The 17240-nt window shown below is 66.0% G+C and carries 14 protein-coding genes and 1 pseudogene; 7 read left to right on the top strand and 8 right to left on the bottom strand.

From position 1 onward, the window contains the following. Positions 1-11: 11 nt before the first annotated feature. Positions 12-1223, top strand: coding sequence for a methyltransferase, FxLD system (gene fxlM / locus K377_RS20275; RefSeq protein ID WP_111664827.1), 1212 nt, complete (start codon positions 12-14; stop codon positions 1221-1223). Positions 1224-1359: 136 nt separating this feature from the next. Here the strand turns inward: fxlM and K377_RS20270 are convergent, their stop codons facing one another. From K377_RS20270 to K377_RS20260, 3 genes and pseudogenes are all read right to left on the bottom strand, one after another. Next, positions 1360-2259: a hypothetical protein gene (locus K377_RS20270; protein ID WP_111664826.1), complete on the bottom strand. Its 900-nt coding sequence runs from the start codon at positions 2257-2259 to the stop codon at positions 1360-1362. A gap of 435 nt (positions 2260-2694) precedes the next feature. After that, complete coding sequence (locus K377_RS20265) at positions 2695-2913, bottom strand: DUF397 domain-containing protein (RefSeq protein ID WP_111664890.1); 219 nt, start codon at positions 2911-2913, stop codon at positions 2695-2697. Positions 2914-2915: 2 nt separating this feature from the next. Beyond that, positions 2916-3425, bottom strand: a pseudogene (locus K377_RS20260) (DUF5753 domain-containing protein); the annotation flags it as partial. Between K377_RS20260 and K377_RS20255 the strand changes: the two are divergent. Further along, entirely contained in the window at positions 3366-4037 is a 672-nt protein-coding gene (locus K377_RS20255; protein WP_375605938.1) for an ATP-binding protein, read from the top strand. The pseudogene K377_RS20260 and the gene K377_RS20255 sit on opposite strands and share 60 nt — an antisense overlap. Before the next feature lie 18 nt (positions 4038-4055). Here the strand turns inward: K377_RS20255 and K377_RS41365 are convergent, their stop codons facing one another. Then, a complete protein-coding gene (locus K377_RS41365; RefSeq protein ID WP_146614744.1) occupies positions 4056-4928 on the bottom strand; it encodes a helix-turn-helix transcriptional regulator in 873 nt (290 codons plus the stop codon). A gap of 217 nt (positions 4929-5145) precedes the next feature. On the opposite strand from K377_RS41365, the gene K377_RS20245 reads away from it, so the two are divergent. From K377_RS20245 to K377_RS20225, 5 genes are all read left to right on the top strand, one after another. Further along, entirely contained in the window at positions 5146-5826 is a 681-nt protein-coding gene (locus K377_RS20245) for a hypothetical protein (RefSeq protein ID WP_309252239.1), read from the top strand. Between the two features lie 78 nt (positions 5827-5904). Beyond that, positions 5905-7323 carry a transcriptional regulator gene (locus tag K377_RS20240; RefSeq protein ID WP_111664824.1) on the top strand — a complete coding sequence of 473 codons (1419 nt, stop codon included), beginning with the start codon at positions 5905-5907 and terminating at the stop codon, positions 7321-7323. Then, positions 7320-9143 carry a DEAD/DEAH box helicase gene (locus K377_RS20235; RefSeq protein WP_111664823.1) on the top strand — a complete coding sequence of 608 codons (1824 nt, stop codon included), beginning with the start codon at positions 7320-7322 and terminating at the stop codon, positions 9141-9143. Before K377_RS20240 ends, K377_RS20235 begins: the two co-directional genes overlap by 4 nt. Positions 9144-9207: 64 nt before the next feature. Next, positions 9208-9990, top strand: a complete 783-nt coding sequence (locus tag K377_RS20230; RefSeq protein ID WP_161195066.1) for a DUF3883 domain-containing protein — start codon at positions 9208-9210, stop codon at positions 9988-9990. Between the two features lie 62 nt (positions 9991-10052). Further along, on the top strand, positions 10053-11252 hold the full coding sequence (locus tag K377_RS20225; protein ID WP_111664821.1) for a DNA cytosine methyltransferase: 1200 nt from the start codon (positions 10053-10055) through the stop codon (positions 11250-11252). Here the strand turns inward: K377_RS20225 and K377_RS20220 are convergent. The 4 genes from K377_RS20220 to K377_RS20205 all read right to left on the bottom strand — a co-directional run bounded on the left by K377_RS20220 (position 11217) and on the right by K377_RS20205 (position 17180). Then, entirely contained in the window at positions 11217-11708 is a 492-nt protein-coding gene (locus tag K377_RS20220; protein WP_111664820.1) for a very short patch repair endonuclease, read from the bottom strand. The two genes, K377_RS20225 and K377_RS20220, sit on opposite strands and share 36 nt — an antisense overlap. Before the next feature lie 27 nt (positions 11709-11735). Further along, positions 11736-14603: a Z1 domain-containing protein gene (locus K377_RS20215; RefSeq protein ID WP_111664887.1), complete on the bottom strand. Its 2868-nt coding sequence runs from the start codon at positions 14601-14603 to the stop codon at positions 11736-11738. 71 nt (positions 14604-14674) lie between these two features. Further along, on the bottom strand, positions 14675-15646 hold the full coding sequence (locus K377_RS20210; protein ID WP_111664819.1) for a PD-(D/E)XK motif protein: 972 nt from the start codon (positions 15644-15646) through the stop codon (positions 14675-14677). Beyond that, a complete protein-coding gene (locus tag K377_RS20205; RefSeq protein WP_111664818.1) occupies positions 15639-17180 on the bottom strand; it encodes an ATP-binding protein in 1542 nt (513 codons plus the stop codon). The genes K377_RS20210 and K377_RS20205 overlap by 8 nt, the downstream gene beginning before the upstream one ends. Between the last annotated feature and the right edge of the window lie 60 nt (positions 17181-17240).

Raw genomic sequence — 17240 nt, 5'->3', positions numbered from 1 at the left:
CGAACACGACTGTGAGCCACACCCCTACGGCCGACGAACTGCGGAACGGACTCGTCGACGAGATCCTCGGCGGGCGGAGTCTGCCCGCCGAAGTGGAGCGGGTGATGCGGCGCGTGCCCCGTGACACGTTCCTCCCGGGCCTTGAGCTCGACAAGGCGTACACGGACCAGGCCGTGACCATCAAGGACAACCCGGACGGCCCGCTCGCCCTGTCCTGCGCCTCCGTGCCCTCCATCGTGGCGATGATGCTCGCCCAGCTCGACGCCCAGCCCGGCGACAACGTCCTTGAGGTCGGAGCCGGCACCGGCTACAACGCCGCACTGCTCGCCGAGCTCGTCGGCGCAGGACGGGTCACCACCGTCGACATCGACTCGGACGTGGCCCTGCACGCCAGGACCGCGCTCAACAACGCGGGATACACGCGCGTCAAAGTCATCGAGCGTGACGGCCTGCTCAGCGCGGGGGAGCACGCCCCGTACGAACGGATCATCGCGACCGTCGGCGTCTGGGACATCCCGGCCACCTGGTGGAACCACTTGGTCGACGGCGGCCGCCTCGTGCTTCCGCTGCGGTGGCGCGGCCAGACCCGCTCCGTCGCCCTGACCCGCCGTGGCAACTCGCTCGTCTCGGACGGAATGGAGCTGTGCGGCTTCGTCCCGATCATCGGGCAGAACGGCGAGAAGACGCATCCGCTCAACACCGACAACACGATCCGCGTCCACTACGACGAGGACCAGGCCGTCGACGTCGACGCGCTAACCAACACACTGACCGGCACACTGGCCGACGCCTCGCTTCACGAGGCCCTGTCCGACTGCCGGGTCGGCGGTGAGGAGCCTTTCGACGGGGTGTGGCTGCGTGCCACGGCGAGCGACGATCGCGTATGCCGCCTGGAAGTCACCTCCGAGGCGCTGGAGAAGGACCTGGTGCGCAGGCCCGCGATCCCCGTCCGTAGCCCCGTCCTGGTCGAGGGAGACTCCCTGGCCTACATGATCGTGCACCGCGAAGGCACCGATCCCGAGCGCCCGTTCCAGCTCGGTGCGGCCGGATACGGGCCGCGGGGGAAGGTCCTCGCGCATGATCTGATCGCGCACATCGAGGCCTGGGGCACCGACCGCACGGCGGTTCCCCGACTGACCGTCACGCCAACCGGCGACGAGGCCGGGGGCCTGTCGGGCCACACGATCAGCAAGCCGGAGAGCGCGCTCACACTCACCTACTGATCTCCGAGGCGCGCCTTCCTGATCGTTCTTGCCCAATGCGGCAAGAACGATCAGGAGCCCGCATCCTTGGCGTGCTGCGCCTGGGACACGTGAGCCTCCTTGCCCTGTACAGGCGCCGACTTCGCGATCCGTCCGATCACGCGCACCGCACCCTCACGCGCTCCCGCAGCACCCGCCGCACTTCTCCGTACCCATCACCGTCGCCCACGCCGACTGTGTGCTCCGGCCGGTCGGCACACGACCGGCACGCGGTCCCCGCCTCCTGCCCCCACGGCAACGGATCACGGCACTCAGGACACTCGAAGACCTCCCGCCAGGCCCGCTTCCGTGCAGGGCGTTTCCGCGTGAGCCGATCGGCGACGAGGCGGGCGGCCGAGTACACCTTGGCGGGCAGCCCGGCGGTGACGGCATCGATGACCTGAGCGCCGGTGGCCCCTCGATCGAGCCAGTCACAGACCTCGGGCACGAGATCCCGCACACTCCGCTCGGACAACCGCAGCCGCGCGTCCACGGTGCCGAGCCGCCGAAGGATGCCGGCGCTTTCGGCGGCGCGGGGATCACGGCTGATCGCAGGCTCGGCAGATTCGCTGGGCGCCGCGGGCTCGGCGGGAGGGAGGGGAGGGGGCTTCTCCCCGTCCTTGTCGTAGTAATAGGCTTCCCCGCCAGGGGATTTCGCTCCCGAGTCCCCGGTTCCCACCCGCCCGGGAACCGGCTCGACGGCAGCCGGAGAAGCGCCGAGCGCGGGCAGCTCGTAGACGTCGACGCTGGAGACGATCCGCTTGCTACGGGGGTCCCGCTCGGTCCGGGTGACCCAATACCCCAACTCCCGCAGCTCCTTGACAGCCTTGGACACGGCGAGCCGCCCCTGAGGGAAGCCGTCACTGAGGGTCCGGACGTTGACCTGAGCGCCGCTGGGCAGCGAAAGAACGTAAACGAGGATGCCGCGCGCAGTATGCGACAGCCGGGGGTCACGAATGGCCTTGTTGGCGATGACGGTGAAGTCCCGCTCATGCCGACGGATACGATGAACCTGCATGGGAGTTTGCTCTCCTGTGCCAGACCCCCGGAGGTTGCCGCCTCGCGGGGGTCGCCTGTGTCGAATTGTGAAGCTGTGCAGACGGAGAGTGACACAGCACGACCGAAACAGGCAATCTCTCCCCAGGGCCCGCAACTCTCGGTGATCACAGCCAAGTTGAGAACACCAGCGCATTCCCAACGCGCACCCGCCCCACCACCGGCTGCGGCGCTCAGCCCCCGAAGGCGCACCTCGACCGTCTGACAGGAACCCCTTCCCCAACGAACCCCAAGCCGGCGAAAGCCAGCCCCAACCGGCGGTCAGCCAGGCGCGACAGGGAGGGAGGCATCAGCAACCCCCACCGGCACCAGCCAAGCAATCCAAGAAAAACCCACCGACCCGCACCCGACTTCACCCCACGCCCACCACCCCACCGGTGCAAGGCGCCGGACCTGGCTACCCAGCGCGGCTGAGGCGTATGTGAGGTGGTGCAACGACGAAGCCTGCCCAGGCTGGGCCGGAAACCCGGAGGCGTGGGCCGTCGGGTCGTGTCGAGTCGCGTATGAGTACGCCGTCGTGGGTGAAGGCGGTTTCCACGCATTCGGTGGTGTTACCGCCACTGTAGGAGGACTTGAACCAGCCAGAGGTTCTGGCATACGACCGGTGTGCTTGCACCACTACAGCTCCTTGCGAATGCGGTGGATCATGGAGGAAGAGGCTTCCATGTCCAACGCTTGTGCGCGGAGATAATCGAACGCAAGCCGGTAGCGGTTCAGGTGCTCGTCTTCCTCCATGAAGAGGGAGCCGGTGTGCAGGTCGACGTAGACAACGTCCAGGGACGGCTCGGTGCCGCCGAGGATGACGAAGCTCCCGAGCGCGGCGGAGTGGGCACCCTTGGCGAACGGAAGCACCTGCAAGGTGATGTCCGGGGACTCGTTGGCTTCGAGGAGCCGGTCGAGCTGAGCCTTCATGATGGCTGGTGAGCCGACGATGCGCCGGATGACGGACTCGTCGAGGATGGCCCACAACCGGGGCGGCTTCGGGCGGTCGAGGATCTCCTGCCGCTTCATGCGGATGTCGACGAGTCGCTCGATCTCGGCTGGGGCGAGCTGCACTTCGTTGGCCTTTTGCAGGGCGGTGCTGTACTCGCGTGTCTGGAGCAGGCCCGGCACGTACACGCAGCAGAATATCAACTCCGTTCAGTCCTCCCCTTCGAGGCTGTCCCGGCCGGGTTGTTACCCCTGCGCAAGGCGGTGAGAGCACAGCTCATGCGCTGGGGCATGCCGGCCGTGAGCCATGAGGCCGAGTTGGCCACGACCGAGTTGGCCACGAACGTCATCCAGCACGTGGGCGAGGGAGCCCCGGCCATCATCGTCATGGAGGTCAGCGGCCATAGGGCTCTGCGCATCGAAGCTCACGACAAGAGCCGCGAGTCGCCTCGGGTGAGTGGGGCGGAGTGCTGGGCCGAACATGGCAGAGGCTTGCAGCTATTGGCTGGCGTGGCCCTGGACTGGGGAGTCCTCCTCACTGCCACAGGCAAGGCGGTTTGGTGCGAAATCTCGCTGGATCACGTCCAGCACTGCACGCGCGTGCGACGGGCCGCCGCCGTAGCGGAGGAATACCGCCGCGCCGCAGCCGGCGATCAGGTCCTGGTGGAGCACAGTGCTGCCGCTCGGGAAGCCGTGACGCACGTCATCTGTGACCTGCTGCACTGGATCTCGGCACAGGGAGAGGATTCCGACTCTGTGCTCGACCAGGCCTTGATGCTCTACGAGGCGGAAGCCGGCCTGGCCGCGTAGCCTCACGCATCCCGTACCTCAGCTCACGGGGTGTTGTGTGGCCGCCACGTTGATGAGAAGCCCCGCATCTGAAGATCGCCCGGCATGGTGAAGGGCGTCCGCAAGCGCGAAGATCTCGGCAACGGATCGATAGTGTCCGGCATTTCGCAGCACCACATCCGCGGCCGGTGACAGCGTGTTCCTCTCCCTGCAGATCCTGACCACTCGCACGATGTCGTCGACGGGATACCTCGCCGCGATGTGGTTCAGCACGGGGAGTGAGTCGGGACCGGGCTTGCTGCCGAGAAGCATCACTAGCTGCTCCTCAAGCCTCGTGTTGGTGTCGGGTTGTTGTGCGAAGCGTTGCCGGTCCCCCGGTGGAGGGGGGACCGGCAACATCTTTTCCTCAGAGGGGGAAGCCTCAGTTCCTGAGGCCTCGTCCCCGTGTCCGTCCCCCACACCGGGGTCGGCCGGCTTCGGGTCGTCGTAGAAGGCAAGCCTGGCGGTGAAGGCGGTACCGGTTCCCGAATCCCACGACTTCGATCCCGCGTCGGTGCGTAAGAGCTTCTCTGCCTCTCCCGCTGCGTGACGGTACGCGCGGGCTGCCTTCGCTCGTACCCAGAGCCGAGACAGGGCCACCAACTCCTTGTCGTCCGGGGCAGGGCCCTTGCCGTCGATGGGCGCGGCCAATCCCAGCAGTGCATGGGCGGCGTTGAGGTGCGGGATCTTTCGTCCCCTTATCCATGAAGACAAGGTCGACTCGGCACAACTGATCCGTTTGGCGAGTTCCCTCTGGCTGCCCAGGTCGTGCCGAGCCCGGCGGCACGCTTCCTGCAGCGCTCGGGCCAGCGCGGTCTCCTCCGCGCTACATCCCGGAAGCGACTCGTCTTTCGTTTCCCCCCTGGGCGGCATGCCCTTCCCTTCTCCTGGCGTGAGCTGAAGTGCTCCCTATCGTCCGCTGGCGCGGCTGTGGTGCAAGCGGCTTCGTGTATCCCCTTTGGGGAAAGATCCGTTCGCCCTGGCTTTGTGGCGGGGGGACCGGCAGCCTTGATGACGTCCGGTGGAAGCGACTGCTGCACAGCGGTGGCTTCGCCGTTCCCTCAACTGCCGAGCGGAAGGCGCTGGTCGCGTGGAAGAGCTGCCGTCCTACAAGGACGTCAAGGGGTCGATGAGCAAGGCCGCGCTGTGGCTGATCGAAGTGATCGGTGAGGGAAACACCTTCACTAAGGCGGAGCTTGCGGACGCAATCCCTAACGTCTCCCAGATCGATCGGCGTGTCCGCGAACTTCGCAAGTACGGCTGGCTCATCGAAACCAACCGTGAGGACCCCAGCCTCGGCTCGAATCAGCAGAGGTTCGTGAGCCGTGGTGACGCCGTTTGGGATCTGGAAAAGCGCCGTCGGCCCAGCGACAGCATCAACGCCGCCCAGCGCCGGGACACCCTTGTCCGTGACGGGAACCGGTGTCGCTCGTGCGGTGCGACCCCTGGTCAGACTTACGAAGGCGTCTACGAAACCGCTCAGTTGGACATGGCGCGGCGGGTGGTACGTCTCGGGGACGGCAGTGAAGAGGTACAGCTGGTCACCGAGTGCAACCGTTGCCGGATCGGAGGGCGCGATCTGGTGACCGATCTTCCGCAGCTGCGCGACCAGATCGAGCGCCTCAGCCCCATCGAGAGGGACGTGTTGCGTAAGTGGATCGAGGCCGGTGAGCGTGACTTCGGTCTCCTGGAGAAGGTCTGGGCCGAGTACCAGACGCTGACCTCTGACTCTCGCGATGCGATTCGTGACGGCCTCGCTGAGGGCGACTAGCCGACGCCCTCGGGGGTGGCCGGCCCCGGCCACCCCCCGTCCTGGCACTATCGATCACCACTTAACTGAGAGGCACACGTGAGCCCGGACTACAGTCGGCCGCCCTTGGCTGAGAAGAACCGTGCCGAGGTCGAGACCCGGCTGCGCGAGGTTGAGCAGGAGGGGGGCGTCAAGGAGACCTTGATGGTCGAGTGGCGTGGAACTCCGATGCCGTTCCCGGTCATTGTGATGCCCGTCGCTTCGCTGTACTACAACCCCGGAACGCACCGGATCCGCGCCCAGCGAGCTCACGATGCGGCTCGGGACAAGATTCTCGACGAGGCTCCGTTCAGCCCGGATGGTCAGGCCTACCTGCATCACCTGCTGATGGCCCTGCCGGCTGATCCCACCAAGACGGACCCCGAATTCGCGGCGCTCATGGAGAGCCTGAAGGAATACGGCCAGAACGACGCGGGCCTGATCACCAGGGACGGCATCCTCGTCAACGCGAACACGCGGCGGGCGGCGCTCACGGAGCTCAGCATGAGCGACATGCGAGTCGCAGTGCTCCCAGAGTCCTGCAATCTGGAGGACATCAGCCGTGTCGAGCTGTCCCTGCAGCTCCGCAAGGACCACCGGCGTGAGTACTCCTACGTCAACCGACTGCTGACGATCGAGGAGCAGATCGAGTTCGGCAGGCCGCTGTCTTCGCTCGCGCGCGAGTTCCGTACGACGGTAAAGGCGTGCGAGCAGGATCTCTGGGTGCTGCAGACCTTGAAGGACCTTGTGGCACGAAGCGAGGAAGGCGGGGCACGTCTGCAGTTGCTCGATTTCGAGGAGCACCAGGAGAAGCTCAAGGAGCTGCACCGCGCCTACGTGAAGGCGGCGGCCGTCAGTAAACCTCGGGCGGACCTGCTCAAGGAGAACCGGCTTGCCGCGATCGTGCTCGGCTTTTCCAAGACGGATGTCCGCCTCATTGAGCCGGAATTCCGGGACCGTTATCTGGAGAAGCGGCTTCCGCCCTCGGTCCGTGGGAAGGAGGCGTCGGCTCCAGCAGGAGTCGCTATTCCGGGCCTCAACCGAACGGTGAGGGGTAACGACCCCAAGGTGGAGGAGGCCCGGAAACTCACGGATGCTGTCCTCCAGACCAAGGCTGTCAGGGAGACGAAGGCAGGAGCCACACCGGAGCAGAAGGCGGCAGCCGCTGACCGCTTCGAGGCCGTCAAGAGCGCCATGGAAGAGGCGTTGGAGCCGGCCGGCAAGGACGCCCGTGTCCGCAAGCGCAAGCAGGCTGCGCCGGACCGCTTGTCCGACGCCTGCAAGGACATTGACCAGTGCGTCACCGATCTGGTGCTGGCTCGTGGTTCTGGAGGGCTTGATGAAGAGGCCTTCGACGAGGCGGTTCTGAAGCTGAGGGACATGCTCGGCAAACTCGCTCTCGAAGCCGACCGCAGTATCAAGATGCCCGGCGACGGGCTGTCCTGGCTGCTTGGCGCGACCGGGAAGGAGGATGCGTGAGTTTCACAGGGGAACCGTCACTGCGCATTGGGTTCGATGTCACGCGTACACGCGCCGAACTCCGTGCCAGCGAAGAGTTCACCGGTGAACTGGCCGCCCTGGCCGCCCGTTTCCCTGCGGGCGGCCTCCGCAGCCGGAACCTCGCCGAGATCGAACTTGACGAGTTCCTGGGCGGCATCGGTGAGCTGGGCTCCTGGCCATCCGGCGATGTTGTCTGGGACGAGGAGTTCGGGGAGCTGGTCGGCAGTGTCCTTGACGATGCCGAGGCCGCGGAGGCACAGCTCAGTGGGGTCGCTACGGACGCGACAGCCGTGGAGCCGGACGACCTGCCCCGGCTTCTCGGTGAGGACTGGATCGCTGATCTGACCAGCTTCCAGAAGCGGGACATCTCGCGGTTGCTGTCCCTGCGGCACGGGGCAAATTTCAGTGTCCCCGGAGCGGGCAAGACCCGCGCCGGACTCGGTGTGTTCGCGGCCCTGCGTGCACGCGGTGAAGCCCAGCGTCTTCTCGTCGTGTGCCCCAAATCGGCATACGAGTCCTGGGATTTCGAAAATGGTGCGTGCTTCAAGGAGCCACTTCGATTCTCTGTGATGGGCCGGAACCCTGATCACTCGGCCGAGATCATGCTGGTGAACTACGAGCGGCTCGATCGCTCCCTCGCGGCTCTGGCATCGTGGCTGAGAGCCGTCCCCTCCATGGTCATTCTCGACGAGGCCCACCGCATGAAGCTGGGTACCCGGGGTGTCTACGGCGCCTCCTGCATGGCGCTCGGCCCACTGAGCCGTCGCCGCCTGATTCTCACTGGAACACCGGCACCGAATGGGGCGAGAGACCTCGAAAACCTTCTGTCCTTCGTCTGGCCCGGACACGGCAGGACCGTTGTTACCAACGCGGTGGCAGGCGGCGATCTCTCCTATGCGAGCCAGGTGCTCCGCCCCTTGTTCACCCGTACGACTAAGGCAGAACTCGGGCTTCCACCTTTCGAGCCCAGGATCCGCTATGTCGAGCTGACGGGGCTGCACCGGGAGATCTACGACGCACTGGTAGGGAATTACTCGGCACGGGCCGAGGTCTCCCGCGACGACTTCGATGCCCTCGGCAAGGCCATGCTCAGGCTGCTCATGGCGGCCACGAGCCCCGCCTTGCTCCGAGAGGGAAGCACTCGCTACGAGCCCTTGTCGTACCAAGTGCCGCCCTTAGAGATTCCGGAGGGCGACACGCTCTACAACCTGATGCGAGACCTCCCGAACTATGAACTTTCACCCAAGCTGAAAGAGGCACTGAGTATCGTTTCCGCCAACGCGGAACAGGGCCGGAAGACGCTGGTCTGGTCAACGTTCGTGCGCGGCATCACGACGATGGAGAAGCTGTTCGCGGCCTACAACCCCGCTGTCGTCTATGGAGGAACCCAGGACAGGGAGGGTGAGATCAGGCGCTTCCGGGAAGATCCGGACTGTGCGGTCCTGATCTCCAATCCCGCAACTCTCGGTGAAGGCATCAGCCTGCATCAGGTCTGCCACGACGCGGTCTATGTCGACCGTGACTTCATGGCAGGGCGGTTCCTCCAGAGCCTTGACCGGATCCATCGACTCGGTCTCGCACCAGGCACTGAGACCAACGTGACCGTCCTCGCTTCGCTGGGCACCATCGACGAGATCGTGGCACTCCGTCTCGAGGAGAAGCTGGAATTCATGGGGAAGATCCTCGACGACCCGTCCGTGAGGCAACTCGCGGATCTCCAGGAGGAAGCGCCGGTGGCCGGCGGGATGGACATGGCCGATGTCGCGGCCCTCATGAAGCACATCCACGATGGCCGGTAGCCCTGTCCTGCGTGCGGCGCTCAGATGGCTGACCTACCTGAGTGCGTCGGACGTGCCTCGCGTCATGACGTTGTTCACCCATCACTCCGATTACGCGGACCTGACAGCCGCGCAGTACTTGGCCTCACTGAACTGGCTCAGAAGCACGGGGTTGGTTGACGTGCGCGACCGTCCTGCCTGGCTCAACGCGGAGGCAGGCTTGCGCACGTTCCTGATGGCAGCGGAGTCGGCATCGCCAGGGTGCTCTTCGCAACCCGACATGATCCGGGAGGCCGGAGACGCATTCGGGGCGCCGGCGTCGGTGTTGCAGGCGGTGACCGGTGAGGTCCGCGGCAAGGCCGATCTTGAAGAACGGGCCCGCATAGGCGCGGCGGGTGAGCGTGCTCTCGTCCAGGCCTTGCGGCAAGCGGGCTGGGGAGTCCGGCATGTCTCTGAGGAGAGCGACGCCTTCGGGTACGACATCGCGGTCACCGGCGCGTTCGGTCGGCAGCTTCATCTGGAGGTCAAGAGCACTCTCCTCAGCGGTGCCCGCACCGCGTACCTCACCCGGCATGAGTACCGCACGATGCTGGGCGACGACGCGTGGCAGATGATCGCTGTTCGGCTGGGAAAGCGGGACCAGCTGCTCAGCATCGTCACCGTGGACCGTGGCTGGATCGAGAGCGTTGTGCCATCGGATCGCTCACGGGACGCAGCGTGGCACTCGACTCGACTGGACATCCCAGACGGGCAGACGACGGCAGGTATCCAGGGCCTTGAGGAGCTCGGACGATCGCAGCACAGGAGCGTCGACCAGGGTGTGATCCCGTCCAGTCGGGATGCGACAGGGGAACCTGCGCGAGCTTGAGGACCCTGGTGCCGAAGGATGCGACACTTGCGTGTCTGCATGCCCCGCACCAGGAGGAACCGATGGATTCCGGCAAGTCCCCATTGACCTCAATCGAGATCTGCGCGGGAGCCGGGGGCCAGGCCCTTGGGCTCCATGCGGCGGGCTTTCGGCACCTCGCGCTCGTGGAGATCGACAAGCATGCGGCAGCCACCTTGCGTGAGAACATCGGTAGGCACCCGGACTGGTCCTGGGAAAAAGAGCACTGCTTGATTCACGAAGGTGACGTCAAGGAATTCAAGCCGGCTCAGCAAGTGTACGCGGCGGAAGCTCCTGGGCTGTCTTTGCGAGTTCCCGAGGCGAAATATCCGATGCTCAAGCGGAAAGAGCTCGACCTTCTTGCCGGTGGTGTTCCTTGTCCCCCTTTCTCTGCTGCTGGGCATCAGTTGGGGCGTGATGACGAACGTGATCTGTTCCCCAAAATGCTCGACCTCGTCGCGGAACTCAAGCCGCGCGCAGTGATGATCGAGAATGTGCGTGGTCTTGTTGAGCCTGAGGACAAGTTTCGCTATTACCGGAACCACATCAAGAACAGGCTCCGCAAAGAAGAGTATGTAATCTGTGGCTGGAACCTTCTCCATGCCGAAGACTTCGGAGTTCCGCAGCTGCGTCCGCGTGCCATTCTTGTGGCGATTCGGAAAGACGAATACCGAGGGTTCGACTGGCCGGCCAAGGGTGAGCAACTTCGGACGGTCCAGGCCGAACTCAAGGATTCGATGGAGGATCGGTTCGGCGCTGACACGAAGCGTTTCGAAGCCTGGTATGAGCAGGCTGGCATGGGTACCGTCGCTCCCACTCTGGTCGGAGGGTCGAAGAAGCACGGAGGTGCCGACCTGGGTCCGACGCGGGCGAAGCGTGCTTGGGAGAGGCTCGGTGTGAACGCCATGGGCGTGGCCAACGACCCCGACAAAATGGTCGACCCCAAGCGAGACCTGGGGGATCCCGGGAAGTCCGACGGCGCGCGGTGGCCGATGTTGACCGTGGAGCAAGCCGCGCTCATCCAGGGGTTCCCGGACCGGGCCAACTGGGATTTCACCGGCGGGAAAACTGCCAGGTACCGGCAGGTTGGTAACGCATTTCCGCCGCGCGTTGCTGAAGCGGTCGGCCGGAGTATTCGAGAGGCCCTTGAGCGTACGGGCCCTCTGCACAAGGACCCGAGCCCGGACTATGAGCCGGAGGCCGACCCGTCAGCGGTCGCTCCGCAGCTTCCTCTCGGCGAGTAGTCGTCGCTGGGCGGATACGGCGTCTGATACTGACTTCGCGCATTCCTCCGCCGGGTCGTGCTCCCAGTACCGGAGAACGACCCATCCGGCATCCCGGAGGCGTTGATCGGTATCACGGTCGCGCGCCATGTTCCGGGAAACCTTCTCGGACCAGTAGCCGGAGTTCTTCCGTGGCGCCTGGTAATGCTCCGGGCAACCATGCCAGTAACAGCCGTCGATGAAGACCGCGACCTTTGTGGGCCGGAACACCAGGTCTGCGGTCCGGCGCAGATCGGGGAGCGGTCGTGCGGCCACCCTGTAGCGGAGTCCTCTCGCGTGGAGAAGTCTCCGGATCGTCAGCTCGGGCTTCGTGTCCCGGCTTCGGATCGCCTGCATGTTCCGTCGTCGGCCCGCCGACGAGGCCCATGAGCCCTCGGGCGGCGTCCAGTTATCGTCCGGCGACTGGCTCATGGGCATCTTCTTGTCCGAGGTTGCGAGTACAGGTCAGAGGGCGTTATCCACAATTGCGGAACCGGCGCGCGTCGTGTCCTTGGTGCGGAAGCGGACCAGCCTTCGGGACGAGTCGATCGCGGACTTGGGAGGGATGAGCGTGAACGCTGTGATCACCGTCGCGGGGTCCACGACTCCGTCCCGCACGACAGCGTAGAGCGCCTCGTCTGTCGTTGCCTCCACCACGGGGTAGAGCAGCATGATCCCTGTGTTCGCGCCCACTCCGAGGTGAGACGGCTGCGTCTCCAGCAGGCTGCGTGCGCTGTCGAGGTGAGTTTCGGTGGAGATACCGCCGAATGACGTCTTCGTACCTTGCCGTGTACGTCGGATGAGCGTGAGCGGGGGCGAGCTGAGAACTGTCGCGGTTGTGCGGCTCGACCGGGTGATCTGAGGTGCCAGGACCACCCAGTCGTTCACCTTGGCGAGCTTCCCGTCCAGTTGGCTCAGGTAAGTGAGATGCGGGGCGAAGTGGCCATCGCCCTCCCACTCAAGCCCACCGAGGATGCTGATGAGTTCCGTGTGCTGGATCTTCGTGGTGAGAGCCTTGATGGTGGAACCAGGCAGCGTGACAGTTTCCGAGCTGAGCGAACCGAAGACAGGTGCCCAACGCTCCGTGTTCTTGCGGATCGTGCTGGCACGCTTCGGGTGAGCGGCTGGCTCGATCGGCTTTCCGGGGCTTCGGATCTCGACCAGTTCCGCGTTGAACATCTTGTTCGACGCCGCTGGCGGCAGCCAGCTCAAGTGCTGCGAAACCAACGGCGGCACCTGAGCCGGCGTGACCTGCGGCCGGCCGTCGATCGGCTCCGCCGCCGCGTACTGCTTGAGTTCGTCGCGGAACGTTTCCTCGTCGCGGCAGATCGCCTCGAAGGCCTCGTACAGGTCGACTTCCTTCTTGCCCAGCGTCTCCTCGCGGCCCAGGTACAGCCGCACCAGGTCGCGGTAGCCGCCCCGGAAGCCGAACCAGCGGCCCATCTGCATCAGCGTGGAGGCGTTGTTGGTGCGGCGGCGGTAGTACGTGACCGTCAGGCCCTCCACCGTGAAGCCGCGGGCCAGTTTCTGGCCGCCTATGAGGATCTTCCAGATGGAACGCTTGTCGAAGTCGGCCTCGCCGGTCTCGATGTCCTTGTCGCCGTTCACGACGATGATCGGCTGGTCGTCTCCGCCGATACGGATCGCTGCCGCGCCGATGTAGGTGGACAGTTCCTCGTACGTCTGCGGGACGGCGTGACCGTCCGCGCGCACGCGGGAGACGGGAAGCAGGTCCGACTCGAAGAGCTCGCGCAGCCGCTCGTGCCCGCTGGCTCCTGTGTAGCCGGAGTTCCACCACAACTTGGTTACCCGGCCGAGGAGTTCGCGGTGGTCCTTCGTCCGTACGGATTCGTGGATCAGCATCGTGTGGTGCGAGAAGTAGCGGTCGCCGAGCCCGCCCTTGTCCTCGCGGTACATCTTCATGGCCGCTGTGAGGACGAACATGTCCATGGCCTTCTGGAGGGCCGTCTCGTCTTCGTCAGAGGACAGGACGATGTCGCGTACGTGGGCCTTCTCGTTGGAGTTGGCGTACGTGCGCTCCTCCGGAGGGACCGTCGAGTCCAGGTCGTGGAAGTCCTGTACGCCCATGTATCCGTCGGGGCGCGGCAGGGAGACGATGAAGTCCTTGGGGAAGATGTCCTCGGTGTCGCTCGGGTCCACGAAGACGTTCGCGAACGGGGTAGCCGTGTAGCCGACGTACTGGGCCCTCGGCAGGATGCTCAGGAGGTCGGAGATCTTCTTGTTGATGGCCGAGCGGTCGGCGTCCGGCTTCCCGGTGTTGACCGAGGCCTCGTCGGACTCGTCGTCGATGATCAGGACCGGTATCTCGGACAGCGGGGTTTTGATCTTGCCCAGGTCCTTGACCAGATTGCCGAGGACGGTCTTGTTCTTCTTGACGACCATCAGACGTGCCGAGGACCGGTGCAGATTGCGCGGGTCGTACAGCGGCAGCGCGGGTTCCTGCTTCTCGAATTCGAGCGCCACGATGCCCTGGAGAAGGGACTTGTAGTCGTTGTCGCGCGTCGTCATGCGGACGATGTCGAAGCCGCCGAGGGCCGACGGCAGGCCGCCGTGGGAGAGGAACTTACCCTTGGCCCAGGCCGGGTCGTCCGCGTAGTCCGACTCGTGTTCGGCGGCGCCGCGCAGGATGTTCTCGCGGCCCACGAGCTCCATGTCCAGACGGCGCTGCGTCTGCGCGCGCAGTAGGTTCAGGGTGCCGCCGAGGACGATGACCAGGCGGTAGCCCGCGTCGACGGCCTTGGCGATGACGCCGGTGAAGTTGGCGGTCTTGCCCGACTGCACGTAGCCGACGACCAGGCCCTTGGACTGGTAGACGGTCTCCTGGGTGGGGTCGGCGAGGCGTTCCACGACACGGTCCGAGGCGGCGTCGAGGCCGGCGACGGCATGGTCGGGCCAGTTCTTCTCCGACAGCAGTCTGCGGTACGCGGGCCAGTACCAGGCCTGACCGGCCTGCGAATGCGGGGAGTACCAGGGGATGAACCTGTCGCTGATGACGACGGGGGCCTCGGCCTTCGCCACCGGGACGAGGGCGGACAGTAGCTTGGCGGTGTCAGCGGTGAGGGCGAGCTGCCGGTAGGTGTCCGCGCGGCGCTCGTCGCTGCGGGAGGGGGACCCGGACCAGGCCGGATTCTCGGCGTAGTCCCAGATGGTGAGGTGTCTGCGCCAGAGGGCCACCAGGGGGTCCGAGGAGTGGGCCGCCGAAAGGGCGGCGCGGAAGTCGTCCTCGGTGGTGTGGGCTTCGGCCTCGGGCCCCTCGTCCTCCGCGTGATAACTCAGCGCGCGCTCCAGACCCTTGGGACGGCTGTCGCGCATGCCGGCGAGAGCGGCGGTGTGCAGGGCCAGGCGTATGTCGTCGTGCACGGCGGTGCCTCTTCCGAGGAGAGTCAGGACGGGAGCTGGAGGTCGGTGAGCGGGGCGGGCGGCTCGGTCGCGGGGCTCAGCCCGCCCACGTCGATGACGTACTGAACCGCGCTGACGCGGTCCGGGGCGGAGCTGGCCAGGGGGAGGCGCGGAAGGGCGGGGGAGTCCAGAATCAGAGGGGACGAGCGGGCGACCCAGCGTTCGCTGTCCTCGTGCGTACGGGACCAGCCGACCGCGGCGAGTCCGCGTTCGAGGCGGTCCACGGAGCCCGGGGCGTGCTCGGTGACCTCTGCGTGCACGGTGGCGACGGTGCCGGCGAGGGTGCGGCCCTGTGTGCCGCCGCGGGTGAGTTGCAGCGAGACGAACCACAGCGGGCGGCCGGGCGAGGGATCGAGTTGACCCAGGCCGTGCACGGCATGCCGACGCTGCTCACTGGCGGTGGTCTTCACCTCGACGTCGTAGTCGGGCAGGCCGAAGTCGTGCTCCTCGCCCTCGGGCCCCGTCCAGGCGGTGACTGCTTTCTCCCAGCCGTACGAGGAGGCGAGCGCGCTCATCACCGTCAGCTCGCCGAGCAGGCCGATCCGCTTCTCGGTGGTCAGCTCGCGGGGGCGGCCGAGGAGCGCGGTCCAGGCCCGGACGGTCTCCGCGAAGGCCTGATCGAGCGTGCGCCCATGGGTGACGATACGGTCCGCGATCGCGGTGATCAGGTCGTGGAAGTCACGCAGTAGCGCGGGGTCCGTGGTGCGGATACGTGCCTTGCGTGCGCCGTTCTCGAGGATCTGGTCGATGCGGATCATCGGGAGGGTGGTGCGCGGTGGACGCTGGCGCGGGCCGAGCCCGACGTGCAGGGCGATGGGTTCGCCGCCGTGGCCCACGGCGTACTCCACGGATGGATCGGTGCCCAGCGGGTACGTGGTTGCCTCGCCCCGCTCCAGGTAGTAGGCCACTTGCGACCAGGGAATCCAGAAACGTGTGGCGCCGGACGGCTCAGTCATCGTCGTCTCCCACCCGCTCGAGCTCGGCGCGGGCCGCCGAGACCAGTACGGACTGCCAGAGCTGCAGGTTGTCCTTCTCGCGGCTGCCGCTGTACTCCTTCTCGAAGACCTGGTGGAGCAGCAGGTACATCAGCGACTTCAGGACGGGGGCGTCGTTGAGTCCGCCGCGGCGGCCGCCGAGGATGGCGGCGCGGTAGTGCTGGTTGAGGACGATCGTGCGGTTCTCGCGGTCGATCTCGAAGAAGGTGCCGTTGTCGGCGAGCTTCTGCCAGCGCAGCTCCACCGGATCCTCGTAGGGGATCGCCGGTATTTCCTCGGTGATGGTCTCGCGGACGGCGGGATCGAGGCCCTTGCCCGGTGGGATGGCCGCCTTGCGGGTGGTGCCGGACCGCTTGCGGGCCTCGCGGTAGGCGGCGTCCGCGTCGGTGAGGTACTGCAGGAAGGTGTGACCGGTGGCGTCGGCCGCCTTCTCCAGCGTGGTCGCGAATTCCGGTGAGGCTTCCACCCCGGACTTCTTCACGGTGAGCCGGAAGATCTCGCCGGGGTCCTCATCGGGCAGGTCCACGGCGACCCTGGCCAGCGAGAGGTGCTGCTCGGGCTGGCGGAAGCCGTTCCATCCGCCCGCTTGGACGAGGCGGTCGTGCCGGTAGAAGTAGAAGCCCTGCCGGTCGAGGACGGTGCCGACGGCCTTGTACTCGTCGAGGTTCGACTTGGGGGTCCATATGTGAGCTTCGAGCCCGAGGTCACCGGCTGAGGGGAGCGTGGCGGTGAAGCGGCGCGGGTAGTCGGGGTGACCGCTCACCGGGTAGCCGAAGGGGTCGAGCGGCTCGACACCGAAGTCCAGGTAGACGGTTCCAGTGCGGACGTCCTCCACGGCGATGGTGATGTTGAAGTCGTCGCGGGCCAGGAATCGGTGCAGGTAGAGCCCCAGGTGAAGGCCCAGCTTGTTGATCGTGCGGTGGAGGTAGCGGTCGGTCTGGCCGCCTCCGCCGTGCTTGGGGAAGTCCTTGACCCCGTCCCAGCGGACAACCGTGCCCTGCCAGACGATGGGGCGGTCCGCGTACCGGTCGATCAGGCTCTGCGCGTAGTTCGGGTCGACGATGTCGCACTGGAAGCCGGAGACCGCCCGCCGCATCAGCCAGCGGCGCCCCGCGGTGCGGGTGCGCTTGGTGGTGCTGACGACCGTCACGGCGGAGGCGTGGCTGAGGGAGGCGGACTTCAGGCCGGTGCCGAACATGCCCAGGGCCCTGGAGTCGTAGTTACGACGCCCGCCCACGGTCATGGCGACGTCCAAGTCCTCGTCGCTCATGCCCGTGCCGTCGTCCACGACGAGCAGGTTGACCAACTCGTCGCCGTCCCGCAGGAAGTGGATCACCACGTCCTTCGCGCCGGCGTCGATGGAGTTGTCGACGAGGTCGGCGATGGCGACCTCGAATCCGTATCCCTGGCTGCTGAGTGCCTCCATGTAGCGCGCGTCGGGTGGGAGGTGCTTGCTCCCCGCGATGGGCACATCGAACTGCCAGTCCGTGGTCATTGCCTCGCCTCGTGTAACTACAAACTTGTACGATCAATGGTGACGGTAGAGCACGGAGCG

The sequence above is a fragment of the Streptomyces sp. PsTaAH-137 genome (assembly GCF_003259365.1).
In the GTDB taxonomy this organism is placed as follows: Bacteria; Actinomycetota; Actinomycetes; order Streptomycetales; family Streptomycetaceae; genus Streptomyces.
Note: the sequence above shows the minus strand (reverse complement) of the source record. Positions and strands in the feature narration are given on the sequence as shown.